The following is a 19,886-nucleotide window of genomic DNA, read 5'->3' as shown; positions in this document are numbered from 1 at the left end:
CCGGCCACTACTGTCCTTGCGGTGAACCAGGCCGCCGCAGACCAGGTCGACGACCCGGCCGCCCCGCCCCAGGCCTCGGACCAGGACAGGGCCACGGGTGGGTCCCAGGAGCCCGGCCCGGCGGCCGTGGCGCTGCTGGCGCAGGTCGTGGCCGCGACCGGTGGCACCCAGCGACCGGGCCAGGACGAGATGGCCGCCGCCGTGGCCGACGCGATCGAGGACGGCCGGCACCTGCTGGTCCAGGCCGGCACAGGCACCGGCAAGTCCTGGGGCTACCTGGTGCCGGCCGTGGCCGCCGCCGTCCGTCGGGGCCGCGGCGTCGTGGTCGCGACGAGCACGCTGGCCCTGCAGGGGCAGCTGGTCCGGCAGGACCTGCCGCGGCTGGCCGATGCGGTCGAGAAGACCGTGGGGCGCCGGCCCACCTGGCAGCTGGTGAAGGGACGGAACAACTACGTCTGCGCCCACCGCCTGGCCGGGGGCAGCTCCGCGGAGGAGGACTCGATGTCCTTCTTCGAGGAGGAGGCCACCGGTGGGGCGCGGACCTCGCTGGAGCTGCAGGTGGCCCGGGTGAGGGAGTGGGCCGAGGGCACCACGAGCGGGGACCGCGACGAGCTGGTGCCCGGGGTCTCCGACCGGGCCTGGCGGGCGGTGTCGGTGACGGCGCGGGAGTGCCTGGGCGCGGCGCGGTGCCCGGTGGCCGCCGAGTGCTTCAGCGAGCAGGCCCGGGCCCGGGCGCGCGAGGTCGACGTGGTCGTCACCAACCACGCCATGCTCGCGATCGACGCCACCGACAACCGCAAGACCCTGCCGCAGCACGACGTGGTCGTCGTGGACGAGGCCCACGACCTGCTCGACCGGGTCACCGCGGCCTTGTCTCGGGAGGTGACGGCGGCGTCCGTGCGCGCCGTCGCCGGGGCCGCCCGACGCGCCGGCTGCTCCGCCGCGGACGTCGGTGACCTCGAGCACTGCGCCGACTCCCTGGACGTGGCCCTGGAGGACCTGCTGCCCGGTCGGCTGACCGACGGCGCCCCGCCCGCGCTGCAGGACGCGTTGCTGCTGCTCGCCACCGCGTCCCGCTCGGCCCTGCGCACCCTGCCCAAGGACCCCGACGCCGGCGCCGCCGCCGGGGTGCAGACCGCGCGAGCAGGGCTGCTGGAGCACGCCGGGGTGGCCGAGCGTCTCGGCGGGGTGCCCGTGCCGAGCGACGCCGACGAGCCGGACGGCGGGCTCGACGCGGTGGACGAGACCGCGGAGGCCCCGATCGGCGAGGACGTCGTGTGGGTCGAGGTCGACGAACGCCGGGGGCGGGTGCTGCGGGCAGCGCCGCTCAACGTCGCCGGGCTGCTGCGGGCGCGGCTGTTCGACGCCCGCACGGTGGTGGCGACGTCGGCCACCCTGACCGGGCCCGGCGGGTTCGATGCCCTGGCCAGGCGGCTGGGGCTCGGCAAGGGCGGCTGGCGCGGCCTGGACGTCGGCAGCCCGTTCGACTACGCCCGGCAGGCCATCCTCTACGTCGCCGCGCACCTGCCCGCTCCGGGCCGCGACGGGCACGGCGACCCGCTGCACGACGAGCTGGTCGCCCTCGTCGAGGCCGCCGGCGGGCGGACGCTCGGCCTGTTCTCCTCGCGCCGGGCCGCGGCGGCCGCCGCCGAGGTGGTGCGCGCCCGCACCGACCTGCCCGTCCTCCTGCAGGGCGACGACGTGGTGCCGACGCTGGTCAAGCAGTTCGCGGCCGACCCCCGGACGTGCCTGTTCGGCACGCTCGGGCTGTGGCAGGGCGTCGACGTGCCCGGGCCCTCGTGCAGCCTGGTCGTGCTGGACCGGGTCCCGTTCCCGCGCCCGGACGACCCGCTGTCGCAGGCCCGGGGCGAGGCCGTCGACCGGGCGGGCGGCAGCGGGTTCATGACGGTGTCGGTCGCCCACGCCGCGACCCTGCTCGCGCAGGGGGCGGGCCGGCTGGTGCGCAACGGGGACGACCGCGGGGTGGTGGCGGTGCTGGACCCGCGCGTGGCCACCAAGCGCTACGGCTCGGCCCTGCTCGCGGCGCTGCCCCCGTTCTGGCGGACCACCGACCGTGAGGTGGTGCTGGGCGCGCTCAGGCGCCTGCGGGGGTGAGCGGGCGCACCGTCGCCTCGCCCCCGGCCCCCGTGCGGTCCGACGACCCGGCCCCCGCCGCGGTGGTCCGCAGGACGGCCAGCACCGCGGCGACGCTGGGCACCCGGGCCAGGTCGAGCGTGGTCACGGCCACCACGTCACGTCGTTCCGCCGGGGCGAGCGGGACGGTCGTCACGCCGGGGACCGCGTCGTGCACCTCCGCCAGCGACGGGAGCAGCGCCACCCCCAGCCCCTCGGCGACGAGGCCGAGCACCGCGACGTAGTCGTCGGTCTCGTACCGGATCCGGGGCACGAACCCGGCGGCGGCGGCCAGGGCGACCAGGTGGCCCCGGCAGCGCGGGCACCCGGCGATCCACTCCTCCTCGGCGAGCTCGGCCACGGCGACGGGGCCGCCGGCAGACCACGGGCCGTCCGTCGGGACCGCCAGGCGCACCTCGTCGGCCAGCAGCGGGACGACCGTCAGGCCGTCCAGCGCCGCCGGGGTCGAGTGCCCGGGAACCTGGTAGTCGAAGGTCACCACCACGTCGGCGGCCCCGTCGCGCAACCGCGCCAGCGACCCCGGCGGCTCCACCTCCGCGAGGCTGACCCGCAGGTCCGGGTGCTGGCGACGCAGCAGGGCCAGGGCGCGGGGCACGAGCCGGGCGGAGGCGGACGGGAACGCGACGAGCCGGACGGTGCCCGCGGCCAGGCCCGCCACGGCCAGCACCTCGCTCTCGGCCGCGGCCAGCAGGTTCTCCACCCCGACGGCGTGCCGGGCCAGGACACGTCCGGGCTCCGTGGGCCGCGACCGGCGACCGGTCCGTTCCACCAGGGCCGTGCCGATGCTGCGCTCCGCCCGGCGCAGCTGCTGGCTCGCGGCGGGCTGGCTGATCCCGAGCCGTCGCGCCGCCGCCGAGATCGACCCCTCGTCGTTCACCGCGCGCAGCAGCCGGAGCAGGTCCACGTCGATCGCCATGGCAGGACGGTACGTCCGACCCTGCTCGATCCATAACCCGGAGCAATGGGCCAGGGCCAGAACCCGGCCTTGTCGGATGGGTCGCCCACCGGGACCCTGGTGCCATGTCGACCGACGCGTGGGCCCCGGCCCCGGGCTACCTGAACGCCAGCACCTTGGGGCTGCCGCCCCGCCGCACCGCGGACGCCCTCCGCGCCGCGGTCGACGACTGGCAGGCCGGGCGGGCCTGCGCGGTCGCCTACGGCGACGTCGTCGAGGCCGCCCGCGGCCTGTACGCCCGGCTGGTGGGGGTGCCCACGGCCTGGGTGGCCGTCGGGTCGCAGGCCTCGGTGATGGTCGCCGAGGTCGCGGCCGCGCTGCCGGACGGGGCCACGGTGGTCGTGGTGGAGGGGGACTTCACCTCGGTGACCGGGCCCTTCGAGGCGCAGTCGCGCCGTGGTGTCCGGCTGGTGCCCGTGCCGCTGGAGGAGCTGGCGGCTGTGGTGCGGGCGACGCGGCCCGCCGCGGTGGCGTTCTCCCTGGCCCAGTCGGTCGACGGCCGGCTCGTCGACGCCGCGGCGGTGGCCGACGCGGCGCGGGCGGTCGGCGCCCTGACGCTGTGCGACACCACCCAGGCCACCGGGTGGCTGGACCTGGACGCCGGTGACTGGGACGTCACGGTGTGCTCGGCCTACAAGTGGCTCTGCTGCCCGCGGGGGAGCGCGTTCATGACGGTGCGCCCGGAGGCGCTGGACCGCCTCGCCGGGCACAACCGAGGCTGGTACTCCGGCGCCGACGTGTGGACCTCGGTCTACGGGCTCGGGTTCGCGCCGGCCCCCGACGCGCGCCGGTTCGACGTCAGCCCCGCCTGGCTGGCCTGGGTGGGGGCCGTGACGTCGCTGGAGACGCTGCTGGCCGTTCCGGCCGCGCATCGACGTCGCCACGGGGCCGCCCTGGCGGACCAGCTGCGGTCCCGGCTGGGCCTGCCGGCTCAGGCACGGCCGGTGCTCTGCCTGGAGGACCGGCACGGCTCGGTCCTGACGGCGCTGACGTCGGCGGGCTGCACGGCGGCGGCGCGAGGGGGCCGGGTACGCCTGGCGTTCCACCTGTGGAACGACGTCGACGACGTCGACCGGGTGGTCGACGCCCTGTCCGGCTCGGGGACCCGCTCCCTCGTACGGGCCTGAGGGGCGCGACCGCGGCCGGACGAACCACGGGGCGCCTACCCTGGTCCCCGTCATGCAGTGCTCCTACTTCGACGCCGGCGCCTGCCGCTCCTGCCGTCTCATGGGGGTGCCGCACGCGCAGCAGGTGTCCGACCAGGAGCGCCACTGCCGCAGCCTCGTCGGCGGGCCGTCGGACCTGCAGTGGCTCCCGGCCGTCGCCGGAGCCGAGGCGGGCTACCGCAACAAGGCCAAGATGGTCGTCGGGGGCACCCTCGCCGAGCCCACCCTGGGCATCCTCGACGCCTCGGGCCGAGGCATCGACCTGCGGGCGTGCGGCATCTGCAGCCCGGGCCTGCGGGCGGCGCTGCCCGAGCTGGCCCGCTTCGTCACGCTGGCCTCGCTCACCCCCTACGACGTCCCGTCGGGCCGCGGTGAGCTCAAGCACCTGCTGGTCACCGAGGCGCCCGACGGCGGCCTGATGGTCCGCTTCGTCCTGCGCTCGCAGGAGCCCGTGGCCCGGATCCGCAAGCACCTGCCGACCCTGCTCTCGGCCCTGCCGCAGGTGGTGGTCGCGTCGGTCAACCTGCAGCCGGTGCACGCCGCGGTGCTCGAGGGCGAGCGGGAGATCCTGCTCACCGAGACGGCCACGCTGCGCATGGCGGTGGCGGGTCTCGACCTGCACCTGCCGCCGCAGAGCTTCTTCCAGACCAACACCGAGGTCGCGACCACGCTGTACCGGCAGGTGGCCGCCTGGGTGGACGAGGTGGCGCCGGCGACGGTCTGGGACCTGTACTGCGGGGTGGGCGGGTTCGCCCTGGTCTGCGCCGGGGCCGGTCGGACCGTGGTGGGGGTGGAGACCAGCGTGGAGGCGGTCGCCGGCGCCCGGCTCAGCGCGCGGGAGGCCGGGGCGGAGGGGGTGCGCTTCGAGGCCGCGGACGCGACCGCATGGGTGCTCGCGGCCGAGGAGGTCCCAGACCTCGTCGTCGTCAACCCACCACGTCGTGGCATCGGCCCGGAGCTCGCGGACTGGTTGGAGCGCAGCGGGCGCCACGTCGTGTACTCCAGCTGCAACGCCGACTCGCTCGCCCGCGACCTCCGGTCGATGCCATCGCTGCGTCCACGCCGGGCGCAGGTGCTCGACATGTTCCCGCAGACGCCGCACTACGAGGTCGTCGTCCTGCTGGAGCGCGAGGACTGACCCACCCCGGGGATCAGACCCGGCGCAGCACCGCCGTCACCTTGCCGAGCAGCGTGGCGTCGTCGCCGGGGATCGGCGTGAAGGCCGGGTTGTGCGGCATCAGCCAGACGTGACCGTCCCGGCGGCGGTAGGTCTTGACCGTCGCCTCGCCGTCGATCATGGCCGCGACGATCTCGCCGTTCTCGGCCACCTGCTGCTGGCGGACCACCACCCAGTCGCCGTCGCAGATGGCCGCGTCGATCATCGAGTCACCCACGACCTGCAGCAGGAACAGCGTCCCCTCGCCGACCACCTGGCGGGGGAGCGGGAAGACGTCCTCGACGACCTGCTCGGCCAGCAGCGGACCACCGGCGGCGATGCGACCCACCAGGGGGACCATGCTCGTCTCGGACGCGCTGGTGCCCTCGTCGTCGTGGGCCCCGGCCCGGAAGCTCAGGGTCTGCTCCTGCTCCCTCGCGCGCTGCGGGGCCCGCTGCGACGTCACGTCGGCGGGCGTGCGGACCCGGCGACCGTCCTCCGGGTTGACGACCTCGATGGCGCGGGGCCGGTTGGGGTCCCGGCGCAGGTAGCCCTTGCGCTCCAGCGTCGCCAGCTGGTGCGCGACGCTGCTGGGCGACGTGAGGCCGACCGCCTCACCGATCTCCCGCATGGACGGCGGGTAGCCCCGCGCCTCCACGGCGTCCCGGATGGTGTCCAGGACGTGACGCTGCCGGGGGGTCAGACCGTCCAGGTCGGTGGTGGGCATCGCGGGCTCCTTCGCGTGGTCCGGGCCGGTCGGGTCCGGTGCTCCCGGGGGTTGTGTCCGCCCCCCGGTGTTGGCTCTCGATCATGAAGTTAGGCCGTCGAACACCTGTCCACAAGCACCGACGCCGGTGTGTCTCGCCCGATGCAGGGCCTGGACCTGCGGGGATGCCCGTCGGTTCGAACATACGCTCGACAAAGTCTCGACCTGAGGTTAACGTACAGGTGTTCGACCGGACCGACCCGGACTCGAACACGCGTCTGGAGGAGATCGACATGAGCACCCTCGCACCCACCGCCGTCCCCACCCTCGCCGCCGTGCCCGCCTCGGTCCGTCCCGGGCGTCCTGCCGTGCCCGTCGGTCCCCGGCTGGTCCTGACGCGGCGGGGGCGGCGCTCGCTGCGCCTGATGGCGTTCGTCGGGGTGACGACGCTGCTCGCCGCCGGTCTGGTGCTGCTGTGGCTCGCCGTCGCGTCGGTCGTGGCGCCCGGTGCCGTCGCCGGCGACGGGACCGCGGGGGTGCGCACGGGCGCCGCGTCCGTGGAGGCCGACGTGCCCACGGTCACCGTGGTGGTCGGGCGGGGCGACACGCTCTGGCAGATCGCCCGGGCGCACGCCCCGGAGCGTGACCCGCGCGCCGTAGTCGCCGACGTCGTCCAGCTGAACGAGCTCACCAGCACGGGCGTGCACGTGGGGGACCAGCTCCTCGTGCCGACGGCCTGAGCGGTCGCACCGTAAGGCCCCCGTCCCCCCTTCGCCGGTGACGGGGGCCGTCGTCGTCACCCACCCGCGGGGGGATCGCCAGCCGTCGGCCGTCCCGCCCGGGCGCTTGCGTTCCTGTGGTCCGGTGTTACGGTTGGCACAACATCTAGTAGTTACACAGATGTCGTTCGTCCACATCTGGTCCACAGGTCGTCCACAGCGACACGCCGGGCCGTCAACAGGTTGCGCACAGCCCCGTCCACAGGCGGGGAGCCGAACCGGCACGCGGCCGCCGTCCACGAGAGCGAGGTCGCGTCATGCGGTGCCCCTTCTGCCGTCACGGTGACTCCCGTGTCGTGGACTCACGGATGACCGACGACGGGGCGGCCATCCGCCGCCGTCGTCAGTGCCAGGACTGCGACCGCCGCTTCACCACGCTGGAGTCGGCGAGCCTCACGGTCGTCAAGCGGTCCGGGGCCAGCGAGCCGTTCTCGCGGGCCAAGGTCGTGTCCGGCGTCCGCAAGGCCTGCCAGGGTCGCCCGGTCTCCGAGGACGACCTGGCCCTGCTCGCGCAGCGGGTCGAGGAGCAGATCCGCCAGACCGGCGCCGCCGAGATCGAGGCGCACGAGATCGGGCTGAGCATCCTGCCGCCGCTGCGCGAGCTGGACGAGGTGGCCTACCTGCGCTTCGCCAGCGTCTACCGCGCCTTCGACTCCCTCGAGGACTTCGAGGCCGCGATCACCCTGCTCCGCGTCGAGCGCGAGCAGCAGACCACCTGACCGTCAGACCCCGCCGCGACCATGGGTCGTGGACGGGGCCGAGCAGCCCCAGGCGCCACCGCACCGACCCGTACGCGAACCAGCACCGTCCGACCGCCGAATGATCAGGGGACAGCAATGACCGAGACCACCTCCAAGCGAACGACCAAGCCGGCCCGGAAGACCTCCGGCGGCATGGCCGTCGAGCGCGTCTGGACCACCCCGGGGGTGCATCCCTACGACCAGGTCACCTGGGAGTCGCGTGACGTCGTCCAGACCAACTGGAAGTCCGGCGAGACGATCTTCGAGCAGCGTGGGGTGGAGTTCCCCGACTTCTGGTCGGTCAACGCGTCCTCGATCGTCACGACCAAGTACTTCCGTGGTGCGGTCGGCGCCGACAACCGCGAGCGGAGCCTGCGCCAGCTGATCGACCGGGTCGTGCTGACCTACACCAAGGCGGGCAAGGAGCACGGCTACTTCGCGACCGACGAGGACGCAGAGGTCTTCGAGCACGAGCTGACCTGGATGCTCCTGCACCAGGTGTTCAGCTTCAACAGCCCCGTCTGGTTCAACGTCGGGACGCCGGCCCCGCAGCAGGTCAGCGCCTGCTTCATCCTCGCCGTCGACGACACGATGGACTCGATCCTCAACTGGTACCGCGAGGAGGGGCGCATCTTCAAGGGCGGTTCCGGCGCCGGCCTCAACCTGTCGCGGATCCGCTCCAGCAAGGAGCTGCTGTCCTCCGGCGGCACGGCGTCGGGCCCGGTCTCGTTCATGCGGGGCGCCGACGCCTCCGCGGGGACCATCAAGTCCGGTGGCGCGACCCGTCGCGCGGCCAAGATGGTCGTGCTCGACATCGACCACCCGGACATCGAGGAGTTCGTCGAGACGAAGGCGCGCGAGGAGGACAAGATCCGCGCGCTCCGCGACGCCGGCTACGACATGGACCTCGGTGGCAAGGACATCACCAGCGTCCAGTACCAGAACGCCAACAACTCCGTCCGGGTCTCCGACGAGTTCATGCGCGCCGTGGAGTCCGGCAGCGCGTTCGGCCTGCGCTCGCGCAGCACCGGCGAGGTCATCGAGACCGTCGACGCCCAGGAGCTGTGGGGCAAGGTCGCCGAGGCCGCGTGGGCCTGCGCCGACCCGGGCATCCAGTACGACGACACCATCAACGACTGGCACACCACGCCGGAGTCGGGCCGCATCAACGCGTCCAACCCCTGCAGCGAGTACATGCACCTGGACAACTCCAGCTGCAACCTGGCCAGCCTGAACCTGCTGAAGTTCCTCTCCGACGACGGCAGCTTCGACGCCGTGCAGTTCGCCAGGAGCGTCGAGCTCGTCATCACCGCGATGGACATCTCCATCTGCTTCGCGGACTTCCCGACCGAGCCCATCGGGGAGACCACCCGCGCCTTCCGTCAGCTCGGCATCGGCTACGCCAACCTCGGCGCGCTGCTGATGGCCTCCGGCCTGGCCTACGACTCCGACGGCGGTCGCGCGCTGGCCGCCTCGATCACCAGCCTGATGACCGGTGTGTCGTACAAGCGCAGCGCCGAGCTGGCCGGGGTCGTCGGTGCCTACGACGGCTACGCCCGCAACTCCGACGCCCACAAGCGCGTGATGCGCAAGCACGCCGCCGCCAACGACTCCATCCGGACCATGCACTCCCTGGACAAGGACGTGCACGCGCTGGCGGTCAAGGTCTGGGACGAGGGCAACAAGCTGGGCGAGGTCAACGGCTGGCGCAACAGCCAGGCCAGCGTGCTCGCCCCCACCGGCACCATCGGCTTCATGATGGACTGCGACACCACGGGCATCGAGCCGGACTTCAGCCTGGTCAAGTTCAAGAAGATGGTCGGCGGCGGCTCCATGCAGATCGTCAACCAGACGATCCCGCGCGCGCTGCGCAAGTTCGGCTACACCGAGGAGACCGTCGAGGCGATCGTCGCCTACATCGGCGAGAAGGGGCACGTCAGCGACGCGCCCGGCCTCAAGCCCGAGCACTACGAGGTGTTCGACTGCGCCATCGGCGCCCGCTCCATCAAGCCCATGGGTCACGTCCGGATGATGGCCGCGGTGCAGCCGTTCCTGTCCGGCGCCATCTCCAAGACGGTCAACATGCCCGAGGACGCGACCGTCGACGAGGTCGCCGAGGTCTACTTCGAGGGCTGGAAGTCCGGTCTGAAGGCGCTGGCCGTCTACCGCGACAACTGCAAGGTCGGTCAGCCGCTGTCCAGCGGGTCCAAGGCCACCAGCAGCGGCGGTGCCTCCGCGGCCGACAAGGCCGCTGCGGCCGCCGAGGTCAAGGTCGAGTACCGGCCCGTCCGTCGCCGTCTGCCCAAGAAGCGTCCCGCCAGCACCACCTCGTTCACCGTCGGCGGTGCGCAGGGCTACATGATCAGCTCGTCGTACCCGGACGACGGCCTGGGTGAGCTCTTCCTCAAGATGAGCAAGCAGGGCTCGACGCTCGCCGGGATGATGGACGCGTTCTCCGTCGCGGTGTCCATCGGGCTGCAGTACGGCGTCCCGTTGGAGACCTACGTCGAGAAGTTCACCAACATGCGCTTCGAGCCGGCCGGTCTGACCGACGACCCGGACGTGCGGATGAGCGCGTCGATCATGGACTACGTCTTCCGTCGTCTGGCCCTGGACTACCTGCCCTTCGAGACCCGTTCCGCGCTCGGCATCTTCACCGCCGACGAGCGTCAGCGGCAGCTCGAGACGGGCTCCTACGAGGAGGTCCCCACGGACGAGGACGGGGACCTCGGCGACAGCCACTACGACGCCCACCCCCTGGCCCAGTCCGCCTCGGCCCGCCCTGCCCCGGCTGCGCCCGAGGCCGCTCCGGCGACGGTCAAGCCGGTCCCGGCTCAGGTGCACTCCTCCACCGAGCTGATGGAGGCCATCCAGGGCCGCACCCAGGACAGCCCGATGTGCATGACCTGCGGGGTCAAGATGCGCCCCGCCGGGTCCTGCTACGTCTGCGAGGGCTGCGGCTCCACCAGCGGCTGCAGCTGATGTGACCCTCGTCCTCGCCCCGGCCTCCCGAACGTGGGGGGCCGGGGCGAGGACGTCACGGCTCGCCCGGTCCTACCTAGGTGGGACCGGGGTCACGCGCGGCGCCCTTGTGGACCGTCGGTGGCACCCGTAGCCTAAGTCCGTCAGATGTGTGTCGCCCCGGACCCGGTCAGCGCATCCCCACGCAACTCCATGACGGGTCCACCGTGACAGCTCACAGCACCTCCACCGCAGAAGACACCTCCCGTGACCTCCTCCGTGAGGACCGCCGGTACGGCTCCGCGTCGCTCGTCGACGGTGCCCCCCCGCAGGTACGGCTGTCCTGGGGAGGGGACCTCGACATCGCCTCGGCCCCGGTCCTGGCCTCCGCGCTGCAGGTCCTGGTCGACCTCCGGGTCAGGACCGTCCTGCTGGACGTGTCTGCGGTGGCGTTCATGGACTGCGCGGGCCTGAGCGTGCTGCTGGACGCCGACGCCCGCCTGGAGGACGGCCTGCGGCTGGTCGGTCCGTCGAGTGCCGTCGTGCGGCTGCTCCGGCTGCTGGACCTCAGCAGCCGCCTGCCCCCCTCGGAGGCGCCTGCGCCTGCGACGTCCATCCCCGGCACCGTGGCGGTCATCGAGCAGTCCAAGGGGCTGATCATGGCCGGATACCGGTGCACCGCGGACCAGGCCGCCAAGATCCTCCTGAGCACCGCCCTGCGGCACAACGTCCAGGTCCAGGTCCTGTCAGCGCTGCTGGTCGCGGTGTCCTCCGCCGACCTGGGTCACGCCCACGGGGGCCAGGCCCGGGCCGTGCAGCGGGTGATCGGGTCCGTCGACGCCACGGCATGAGGCCGGCCCCGGGCGCGCCACGGGCGGCCGCTGGACGGGGTCGCCCGGGGACCGATGACTTCTCCCACGGGTGCTGGTCCTAGGCGGCAGAGGCGCAGTCATCCCGACGGCGCCGGGCCTACCGAGGAGCTCCCGTGCCCAGGACGATCTTCGTCAACCTGCCCGTCGCCGACCTGCGACGCGCCGTGGACTTCTACGTCGCGCTCGGGTTCGCCACCAACCCGGACTTCAGCGACGACACCGCGGCCTGCGTCGTGGTGGACGACAACATCTTCGTCATGCTGCTGACCGAGCCCACGTTCAAGGGCTACATCACCGGTGACGTCGCCCCGCCGGGGACCACCGAGGTGCTGACCTGCATCAGCACCGGCAGCAAGGCGGAGGTCGACGGCATGCTGGCCAGGGCCCTCGCCGCCGGGGGCACGCCGTGGCTGCCGTCCGTCGACGCCGGCGCCATGTACTACTCGACGTTCGCCGACCCCGACGGCCACGTCTGGGAGGTCATGTTCATGGAGGGCACGGGCTGAGGCTGCCCCGAGCGCCCGCCCTCGGAACATCGGGCTCCCCGCACGGGTTGGAACCAGACGTGCCTGCGGCACCGCCCCGGGTGCTCCCGGGGCTGCCGCGCCCCCGAGCAACGAGGAGCTCCATGACCACCACCGTCAGCGCCTACACCGCCACCTCCGCCACCGACCCGCTGGTCCCCACGACCATCGAACGCCGCGAGGTCGGACCACGTGACGTCCGCATCGACATCAAGTTCTCCGGCATCTGCCACTCCGACATCCACACCGCCCGCAGCGAGTGGGGCCAGACGACCTATCCGGTCGTGGTCGGTCACGAGATCGCCGGTGTCGTCGCCGAGGTCGGCTCCGAGGTCACCAAGCACGCCGTCGGCGACCGCGTCGGCGTCGGCTGCATGGTCGACTCCTGCCGCGAGTGCGTGAACTGCGCCAAGGGCGAGGAGCAGTACTGCGTCAACGGCAACGTCGGCACCTACGGCGGCGTCGACGCGGACGGCCCGACGCAGGGCGGCTACGCCACCGGCATCGTCGTCACCGAGGACTTCGTCCTGCGGATCCCCGACGGCATCGAGCTGGACGTGGCCGCCCCGCTGCTCTGCGCCGGCATCACCACGTACTCCCCGCTGCACCACTGGGGCGTCGGGCCCGGCACCAAGGTGGCCGTGGTCGGCCTGGGCGGTCTCGGGCACGTCGGGGTCAAGATCGCCCACGCCATGGGCGCCGAGGTCACCGTCCTGTCGCAGTCGCTCAAGAAGCAGGAGGACGGTCTGCGTCTGGGGGCCGCGCACTACTACGCCACGAGCGACCCCGGCACCTTCGAGCAGCTGGCCGGGGCCTTCGACCTGGTCCTCAACACCGTCAGCGCGAGGATCGACGTCGACGCCTACCTGTCGCTGCTCGCCGTCGGCGGCTCGATGGTCAACGTCGGCGCCCCGGCGGAGCCGCTGTCGGTCAACGTGTTCTCGCTCATCGGCGGTCGGCGGTCCTTCGCCGGCTCGCTGATCGGCGGCATCCGCGAGACCCAGGAGATGCTGGACTTCTGCGCCGAGCACGGTCTGGGCGCCGAGGTCGAGGTCATCGCCGCGGACCAGGTCAACGAGGCCTACGAGCGCGTCATGGCCTCCGACGTCCGGTACCGGTTCGTCATCGACACGGCCACGTTGGCCTGACCCACCGTCCCCGTCCGCAGCGCCCCGGTCCTCGTCGGAGGACCGGGGCGCTGCTACGTGCGAGTCGGAACGGCTCAGGCCCGGACCTGCGCGGGCGACCAGGTGCGCCTGCCAGCGTGCCCCCGGAGCCGGGCGGCCTCCTCGACGGGCAGGGCCATCAGCCCGCGCGGCCCTGCGCCAGCAGGTCGTCGAGCGTGTCGTAGCCCTCGTCGACGCCGGTCTCCATGCCGCTGGCCAGCCAGACGTCCCGCGCCTCGAAGCTGTCGCACAGCGACACCGCGTGCAACCGGGTCCGGCCGTCCCCCAGGTCCTCGAAGGTCATGGTCTCCAGGGACACCGCCTCGGGCATGCCCTCCCAGGTGAACGTCTGCACCAGGCGGTCGCTCACCTCGTGGAAGCAGCCGCGGAAGTGGTACTCCTCGACGCCGTCGTCACCCTGTCGGATGTTGGTGAAGCGCCAGCTGCCACCGGTGCGCGCGTCCCAGTGGTCGATGCGGGTCTCCAGCTCGTGCGGACCGACCCAGGCGGCGTAGAGCTCGGGGTCGACGTGCGCCCGTCGCAGCTGCGCCGGGGTGGCGGTGAAGTCGCGCGTGATGTGGATGGCGGGGACGGTCGGGTCGGCCTCGATCGTCGTCTGCGCGTGGGTGCTCGAGGTGCTCGTGCTCATGATGCTGCTCCTTCGGCTCGGGGCTGCTCGGGTCCGATGAGGTCGCCGTGCTCGTCCATCCGGGCCAGCACGTCGTCGAGACGGCGGTAGCGCTGCTCGGCCTGCTGCCGATAGCGCTCGATCCACCTGCTCATGAGGTCGAACACCTGCGCCTCCAGGTGCACCGGGCGCGTCTGCTGCTCCCGGCTGCGGGACACCAGCCCGGCCCGTTCGAGCACCTTGAGGTGCTTGGACACCGCCTGCAGGCTGACGTCGTAGGACGCCGCCAGCTCGGTGACGGTCGCGTCGGCGGTGGTGAGCCGCGCGACCATGTCCCGGCGGGTCGGGTCCGCGAGGGCCGCGAAGACCCGGGAGAGCTCGTCGGTCATGGCCTCTTCCTCAACTGATTGGTTGAAGAAGCATGACGCGGTTCCTACCTGTGGTCAACCCCTTGGTTGAGCACGAGGCCGGCTACTCCCTGCGCTCCTCCCGGACCGGCTTGACCGAACCCGGCACACCCAGGTCACCGACCGGACGACGGTGGGCGGTGAAGCGGCCGCGGTAGCCGAACAGCGGGCCGAACCTCCGGTTGGAGACGACGACCTCGATGCGGTGGCAGCCCGCGTCCTCGTCGAACCACTCGTGGACGTCACCCACCCCGGACAGCGCCATCGGGAAGTCGAACCCCACGGGCCCCTCGTAGAAGCGCTGCGCCCCCGTCCGCAGCCGCAGGCCGCCGTCGTGGTCGACCTTGAGGAACACGTCCGCGGCCACGTGCTGGTGCGTGCCCAGGTAGTCCACGACCCGTCCCCGCTGCTCGCTGTAGACCATGGTCGCGTCGAACCGTCGACGGACGGTCGGCAGCTCGAAGGTGCGCACGAACGTGACCGTCTCCCGGCCGTACCGGTCGACGTAGGGGTAGTTCTCGATCGTGAACGGCACGTCCTGACCGGACTCGGGGAACATCAGGTTGCGCCAGGTGCCCAGCGTGAGGAACGGGTACGTCCAGCGCGGACCCCGCCAGATGTCCTCCATCACGCCCACCCCGACCGAGCCCTCGCCCCCGGTGGACGACAACGAGAACCGGGCCTGGATCTCGGGGTGCAGCCGGTCGAAGTCCGGACCGAGGGCCCGCTGGTAGATCGAGGTCACGCCGGCTCCGGGAGGGTGGCGAGGGTGGTGGGCGCGGTGCGGCCCGTCAGGTCCGGCGGGCGGCGCAGGCAGCGGGCCGCCCGGGGGGCGCCGGGCACCAGGGGGACCGCGGACAGCAGGACGAGGAACGCCCCCCGCCCCGCTCGCCCCGTCCGCAGTGCCCTGAGGCCCAGCGTCAGCGCCGCCACCCGCAGCCCGGCGTCGGCGACGGCACGGGCCAGCTGCTGCTCCGGCGAGATGCCGTCCTCCACCCAGCGCCGCAGCCGGTCGAAGCTCCAGGCGGTGGCCCAGCCCATGAGCGGGCGGAGCAGCACCCGGTCCACCGCCGCCCCGGCCACGCCCCAGGACGGGGTGTAGTCGTACCCGGTGAGGAAGCGCACGCCGGGCCCGGTCGGCACGTAGCGCCACCACCCCGAGCCGCGGCGGATGGGGGACAGCGGGTGGTCGGAGGCGAACCGGAGCGCAGACGTCCGGGTGCCGTCGGCCCGTCGGTGCTCACCGACCGTGGTGCCGGTGCCCCAGATGCGCACCGGCCCCGCCCCGGAGGAGTACCGGAAGGCGCGGGCCCCACCCCCGACGGTCGCGGTCAGGTCCTCGATCAGCCCGAAGCGCAGGTCCCACCGGGTGTGGGCCGCGGCGTCCTGGCTCAGGTGCCACAGCCGGTCGAGGTCGCCCCTGACCAGCGTCTCCACGTACAGCCCCCGCCCCACACGCCTCAGCCTGCCACGAGGTGCCCCTCCCGGGCAGGAGGGGTCAGGAGATGCCGAGCCGCTCCCGGGCCTGGTTCTCCATCGGGCTGCGGCGCAGCGCCGGTACCAGCGCGCGCACCCCCTGGCCGGTCATCCGGATCGTGCGCAGCGCGGCCGACACGGCGTGCGGGGGCACGGCCGCGGGCCCGGCCCGGAAGGCGGCGGGGAAGAGGGCCAGCACGGCGGGCGGCAGGGTGGCGAAGGTGATGCCGGCCAGCGTGGACCAGCCGAGCCGGGCCGGCGTGGCGAGCTCCACCACGGGTCGCAGCGGCGGCGCGAGCAGGCTGCTGATGGCCTCGCGGCCGGCGGCCTCCAGGGCCAGGACCGGCTCCATGCGGCGCATGTAGGCCGCCAGCGCGGCCTCGCTGCCGGGCACGGTGGCGGGGTCCAGCCCGACCAGCTCGGCGAAGCGGACCTGCTCGGCCAGGTAGGTGTCGGCGTCGGTCCCGCTCAGGGACAGCCCCGAGCGACGGGCGACGTGGACGATGGAGTCCACGAGCGCGCAGTGCACCCACAGCAGCAGCTCGGGCTCGTCCAGGCGACGCTCGCGACCGTCGACCGCGTCGGTGAAGCGGAAGGTCGCGTGGGCGTACCGCACCCGGCGCGCGACGGCGTCGATCTGCTCCCGGGGGCCGAAGGTGGTGAGGCCGACGTACTCGGCCGTCCGGTTGAGCCGCCCCCACCAGTCCTGCTGGTAGCCGGAGTTCTGCACGAAGCCCAGCACCACCTCGGGGTGCATGGACTGCAGCATGAGGGCGCGGAGGCCGCCCATGACGAGGACGGGGTCGCCGTGCAGCCGCCAGGAGACGCTGCCCGGGCCGAACAGCCCGGGGTCGGGGGAGGTCATGTACTCATGGTCACCCGGCGGAGGTGAACGCACGACCTGGGAGCCGCGGACGGTGCGCGGCCCCCAGGGCGTCCGGTCGTCGCTCAGCGAGCGGTGCCCCCGGTGCCGGCGGCCTCGAGCGGGGCGACGGGGTCCCCGGTGCGGGTGCCTGCGTCCCCGTCGACGGGGCCGGTCGCCTCGACCGGCTCGTCGTCGGCGAACGGGTCGGCGGCGTTCGAGGAGTCGTACACCCGCTGGTCGAGGATGCCCTCGCGCTTGGCGACGACGGTCGGCACCAGGGCCTGACCGGCGACGTTGACCGCGGTGCGGCCCATGTCGAGGATCGGGTCGACGGCCAGGAGCAGGCCGACGCCCTCCAGGGGCAGGCCGAGCGTCGACAGGGTCAGGGTGAGCATGACGACGGCGCCGGTGAGCCCGGCGGTCGCGGCGGACCCGACGACGGACACGAACGCGATGAGCAGGTAGTCCGTCAGCCCCAGGTCGATGCCGTAGAACTGCGCGACGAAGATCGCCGCCAGCGCCGGGTAGATCGCGGCGCAGCCGTCCATCTTGGTGGTGGCGCCCAGCGGCACCGCGAAGGACGCGTAGGCCCGGGGAACGCCGAGGTTCCGCTCGGTGACCCGCTGGGTCACGGGCAGGGTGCCGATGGAGGAGCGCGACACGAACGCGAGCTGGATGGCGGGCCACGCCCCGGCGAAGAACCGCACCGGGTTGAGGCCGTTGAGCCGGAGCACGACGGGGTACAGCACGAGCAGGACGATCAGCAGACCGACGTAGACGTCGATGACGAACACCCCGAGCGGGGCGAGGGCGTCCCAGCCGTACTGCGACACCGCGGTGCCGAGCAGACCGACGGTGCCGATCGGCGACAGGCGGATGATCCACCAGAGGACCTTCTGCACGACCGCCAGCGCGGAGCGCGTGAAGCCGAGGAACGGCTCGGCGGCCGAACCGCTGCGCAGGGCGGCGATGCCGACCACGATGGCCACGACGATGATCTGCAGGACGTTGAACGACAACCCGGTGCTGATCGAGCCGTCCTCACCGGCGGAGGACGACGCCTGCAGGCCGAGAACGTTGACCGGCACGATGCCGGTCAGGAAGTCCAGCCACGACCCGGTGCGTCCCGGGTCGGCGGCCGCGGTGGCGTCCACCGAGGTGTTGAGCCCCGGGTTGGTGACCAGGCCGATGGTGATGCCGATCCCGACCGAGACCAGGGCGGTGATGGCGAACCACAGCAGGGTCTGCCCGGCCAGGCGGGCGGCGTCGGTGACCTGACGCAGGTTGGCGATGCTGGCCACGATGGCCAGGAACACCAGGGGCGGTACGACGGCGCGGAGCAGGGTGACGAAGGTGGAGCCGACGGTGTCCAGGGCCACGGTCAGCCAGTTGGGGTCACCGGCGGCGGTGTCGCCCATCTGGCGGGCGACCACGCCCAGCACGACGCCGAGCACCAGCCCGACGAGGACCTGGACGGCGAACGGCACGCGCGAGACAGCACGGATCATGGGGTGGGACCTCTCAGGAGACGGGGTGGCGCGGCAGGGCTGCCTGGGCTGAGGTGGGGCGCTCAGCCCGGACAGACGCCGCTGGCCAGCCGTCCGAGGTCGACGTGCCGACGACGCGTCAGCCACTCGCGGCGCAACGGCAGACCGTCGCACCGGGGGCACGCGCAGAGGAGTCGCACGGTGTGGGGCAACAACGCCGCCGGGAATTCATTCCCGGCGGCCGGCACCCTCAGCCGCCGTCGCTGAACTCCGGGTACGTCGTCATGCCGCCGTCCACGTACAGCGTCGTGCCCGTCACGTAGTCCGCGGCGTCGGAGGCCAGCCAGACCGCGGCGGCCGCGACGTCCTCGACCACGCCGACACGGCCGTAGGGGATGAGCTGGAGCAGCTCGGCCTCGGCCTCCGGGGTGCTCCAGGCGTCGGTGTTGATGGGCGTCTTGATGGCCCCGGGGGAGATGGAGTTGACCCGGATCCGCTTCGGCGCCCACTCCTGGGCCAGGGTCCGCATCAGCATGTCGATGCCGCCCTTGGACGCGGAGTAGTTGGCGTGCCCGGCCCAGGGGATGCGGTCGTGCACGCTGGACATGCAGATGATGGAGCCCACCGCCCGGGCGGGGCCGTCCTCGCCCTGGGCGAGGAACTGCCGGGCGGCGGCCTGGCAGCAGAGGAACTGCCCGGTGAGGTTGACGTCCAGCACGGTCCGCCAGTCCTCGACGGACAGCTCCAGCGCCGGGGCGTCCTTCTGCAGGCCGGCGTTCGCGACGAGGACGTCCAGGCCGCCGAGCGCCTCGACGGTGGCCGCGAACAGCCCGGTCACCTGCTCGGGGTCGCTGACGTCGGCCTGCAGCGCGACCGCCGTGCCCCCGCCCGCCTCGATCTGGCGGACGGCGTCGGCGGCGCCGTCGGAGTCCGAGCGGTAGTTCACCGCCACGCTCGCGCCGGCCCGGCCGAACGCGACGGCGACGCCCTGACCGATACCGCTGCTGGCCCCGGTGACGAGCACGCGGTAGCCGGCCAGGGGGGTCTCGCTCACGCGGCCGGCGCCTTGGGGATGATGATCCACAGGGCGATGTAGGCGAGCTCGCCCACACCGACGAGGCCGAAGACGATGAAGCCCAGCCGGACCAGGAACTTCGGGAGGCCGAAGCGCTCCGACAGGGCGGCGCAGACGCCGGCGAGGATCTTTCCGCTACGGGGACGGGTCAACGTGTTGGCCATACCCAGGGGGTACCCCCGACGCACGCCCGTGAATCCCGCTGCGTCCGGTCCCGGTCGCCTGACCGGCGACGGGGGCCCGGCTCGCAGCGCCGAGCCCGCCACCGACGGACGGTGACGGGCTCGGCAGCGGTGGAGCCGTGGGTCAGGCGTCGATGACGACCGGGATCACCAGGGGGCTGCGACGGTAGGTGCGGTGCGCCCACTGCGACACGGTGCGCGCGATCATCTGCTCGAGCTGGTGGGCGTCGCCGATGCCCTCGGACGCGGCCTTCGCGAGCGTCTTGCGGAGCATGGGGACGACGGCGTCGAAGGTGGTGACGTCGGCGGCGAAGCCCCGGGCGATGAAGTCCGGCTCCTCGGTCAGCTCACCGGTGTCGGCGTCGACCAGGGCGACGACCGTGATGACGCCCTCCTCGGCCAGGGTGCGGCGGTCCTTGAGCGACGCCTCGGTCGCCCCGCCGACGGTGGCGCCGTCGACGTAGACGTACCCGGCGCGGACCTTGCCCACGACCTTCGAGACACCCTTGACCATGTCGACGACGAAGCCGTCCTCGGCGATGACGACGCTCTCGGCCGGCACGCCCGTGCGGATGGCCAGGTCGGCG

Annotated in this window: 19 protein-coding genes and 1 pseudogene; 9 read left to right on the top strand and 11 right to left on the bottom strand. The window is 73.0% G+C overall.

The features are described from left to right. Positions 1–21: 21 nt before the first annotated feature. Positions 22–2,115 (top strand): ATP-dependent DNA helicase, encoded by a 2,094-nt coding sequence (locus tag ACR80Q_RS04970; protein WP_435376465.1) that lies wholly within the window; start codon positions 22–24, stop codon positions 2,113–2,115. Here the strand turns inward: ACR80Q_RS04970 and ACR80Q_RS04965 are convergent. After that, the gene (locus ACR80Q_RS04965) at positions 2,096–3,070 is read right to left on the bottom strand and encodes a LysR family transcriptional regulator (RefSeq protein WP_435376464.1); all 975 of its coding nucleotides are present in this window, start codon (positions 3,068–3,070) and stop codon (positions 2,096–2,098) included. The two genes, ACR80Q_RS04970 and ACR80Q_RS04965, sit on opposite strands and share 20 nt — an antisense overlap. Positions 3,071–3,174: 104 nt before the next feature. Between ACR80Q_RS04965 and ACR80Q_RS04960 the strand changes: the two genes are divergently transcribed. Both ACR80Q_RS04960 and rlmC read left to right on the top strand, forming a co-directional pair. Next, the gene (locus ACR80Q_RS04960) at positions 3,175–4,236 is read left to right on the top strand and encodes an aminotransferase class V-fold PLP-dependent enzyme (RefSeq protein ID WP_435376463.1); all 1,062 of its coding nucleotides are present in this window, start codon (positions 3,175–3,177) and stop codon (positions 4,234–4,236) included. Between the two features lie 52 nt (positions 4,237–4,288). Further along, the gene (gene rlmC, locus ACR80Q_RS04955; protein WP_435376462.1) at positions 4,289–5,413 is read left to right on the top strand and encodes a 23S rRNA (uracil(747)-C(5))-methyltransferase RlmC; all 1,125 of its coding nucleotides are present in this window, start codon (positions 4,289–4,291) and stop codon (positions 5,411–5,413) included. 13 nt (positions 5,414–5,426) lie between these two features. Here the strand turns inward: rlmC and lexA are convergent, their stop codons facing one another. Then, entirely contained in the window at positions 5,427–6,158 is a 732-nt protein-coding gene (gene lexA / locus ACR80Q_RS04950; RefSeq protein WP_435376461.1) for a transcriptional repressor LexA, read from the bottom strand. A 272-nt stretch (positions 6,159–6,430) separates the two neighbouring features. On the opposite strand from lexA, the gene ACR80Q_RS04945 reads away from it, so the two are divergent. The 6 genes from ACR80Q_RS04945 to ACR80Q_RS04920 all read left to right on the top strand — a co-directional run bounded on the left by ACR80Q_RS04945 (position 6,431) and on the right by ACR80Q_RS04920 (position 13,161). After that, positions 6,431–6,877 carry a LysM peptidoglycan-binding domain-containing protein gene (locus ACR80Q_RS04945; RefSeq protein WP_435376460.1) on the top strand — a complete coding sequence of 149 codons (447 nt, stop codon included), beginning with the start codon at positions 6,431–6,433 and terminating at the stop codon, positions 6,875–6,877. 296 nt (positions 6,878–7,173) lie between these two features. After that, on the top strand, positions 7,174–7,635 hold the full coding sequence (nrdR, locus tag ACR80Q_RS04940; protein ID WP_435376459.1) for a transcriptional regulator NrdR: 462 nt from the start codon (positions 7,174–7,176) through the stop codon (positions 7,633–7,635). Positions 7,636–7,752: 117 nt separating this feature from the next. Next, complete coding sequence (locus tag ACR80Q_RS04935) at positions 7,753–10,638, top strand: vitamin B12-dependent ribonucleotide reductase (RefSeq protein WP_435376458.1); 2,886 nt, start codon at positions 7,753–7,755, stop codon at positions 10,636–10,638. A 206-nt stretch (positions 10,639–10,844) separates the two neighbouring features. Beyond that, complete coding sequence (locus tag ACR80Q_RS04930) at positions 10,845–11,468, top strand: STAS domain-containing protein (protein ID WP_435376457.1); 624 nt, start codon at positions 10,845–10,847, stop codon at positions 11,466–11,468. 134 nt (positions 11,469–11,602) lie between these two features. Beyond that, positions 11,603–11,995, top strand: a complete 393-nt coding sequence (locus ACR80Q_RS04925) for a VOC family protein (RefSeq protein WP_435376456.1) — start codon at positions 11,603–11,605, stop codon at positions 11,993–11,995. A gap of 122 nt (positions 11,996–12,117) precedes the next feature. Further along, a complete protein-coding gene (locus ACR80Q_RS04920) occupies positions 12,118–13,161 on the top strand; it encodes an NAD(P)-dependent alcohol dehydrogenase (RefSeq protein WP_435376455.1) in 1,044 nt (347 codons plus the stop codon). Positions 13,162–13,318: 157 nt separating this feature from the next. Here ACR80Q_RS04920 and ACR80Q_RS04915 read toward each other — a convergent pair whose 3' ends face one another. The 9 genes and pseudogenes from ACR80Q_RS04915 to ACR80Q_RS04875 form a co-directional block, all read right to left on the bottom strand. Beyond that, the gene (locus ACR80Q_RS04915; RefSeq protein WP_435376454.1) at positions 13,319–13,828 is read right to left on the bottom strand and encodes an SRPBCC domain-containing protein; all 510 of its coding nucleotides are present in this window, start codon (positions 13,826–13,828) and stop codon (positions 13,319–13,321) included. Beyond that, positions 13,825–14,196, bottom strand: coding sequence for an ArsR/SmtB family transcription factor (locus ACR80Q_RS04910; RefSeq protein WP_435376453.1), 372 nt, complete (start codon positions 14,194–14,196; stop codon positions 13,825–13,827). The genes ACR80Q_RS04915 and ACR80Q_RS04910 overlap by 4 nt, the downstream gene beginning before the upstream one ends. An 82-nt stretch (positions 14,197–14,278) precedes the next feature. Beyond that, a complete protein-coding gene (locus tag ACR80Q_RS04905) occupies positions 14,279–14,959 on the bottom strand; it encodes a DUF4166 domain-containing protein (RefSeq protein WP_435376452.1) in 681 nt (226 codons plus the stop codon). Next, positions 14,956–15,669 carry a hypothetical protein gene (locus ACR80Q_RS04900; RefSeq protein WP_435376451.1) on the bottom strand — a complete coding sequence of 238 codons (714 nt, stop codon included), beginning with the start codon at positions 15,667–15,669 and terminating at the stop codon, positions 14,956–14,958. The genes ACR80Q_RS04905 and ACR80Q_RS04900 overlap by 4 nt, the downstream gene beginning before the upstream one ends. Before the next feature lie 43 nt (positions 15,670–15,712). Next, positions 15,713–16,555: an oxygenase MpaB family protein gene (locus ACR80Q_RS04895; RefSeq protein ID WP_435376450.1), complete on the bottom strand. Its 843-nt coding sequence runs from the start codon at positions 16,553–16,555 to the stop codon at positions 15,713–15,715. An 83-nt stretch (positions 16,556–16,638) separates the two neighbouring features. Further along, positions 16,639–18,063: a dicarboxylate/amino acid:cation symporter gene (locus tag ACR80Q_RS04890; protein WP_435376449.1), complete on the bottom strand. Its 1,425-nt coding sequence runs from the start codon at positions 18,061–18,063 to the stop codon at positions 16,639–16,641. Positions 18,064–18,292: 229 nt separating this feature from the next. Continuing rightward, entirely contained in the window at positions 18,293–19,096 is an 804-nt protein-coding gene (locus ACR80Q_RS04885; RefSeq protein ID WP_435376448.1) for an SDR family oxidoreductase, read from the bottom strand. Next, positions 19,093–19,281 carry a PspC domain-containing protein gene (locus ACR80Q_RS04880; RefSeq protein ID WP_435376447.1) on the bottom strand — a complete coding sequence of 63 codons (189 nt, stop codon included), beginning with the start codon at positions 19,279–19,281 and terminating at the stop codon, positions 19,093–19,095. Before ACR80Q_RS04880 ends, ACR80Q_RS04885 begins: the two co-directional genes overlap by 4 nt. A 142-nt stretch (positions 19,282–19,423) precedes the next feature. After that, positions 19,424–19,886, bottom strand: a pseudogene (locus ACR80Q_RS04875) (RNase J family beta-CASP ribonuclease); the annotation flags it as partial.

This window comes from Aquipuribacter aurantiacus, from assembly GCF_051216895.1.
In the GTDB taxonomy this organism is placed as follows: Bacteria; Actinomycetota; Actinomycetes; order Actinomycetales; family JBBAYJ01; genus Aquipuribacter.
Note: the sequence above shows the minus strand (reverse complement) of the source record. Positions and strands in the feature narration are given on the sequence as shown.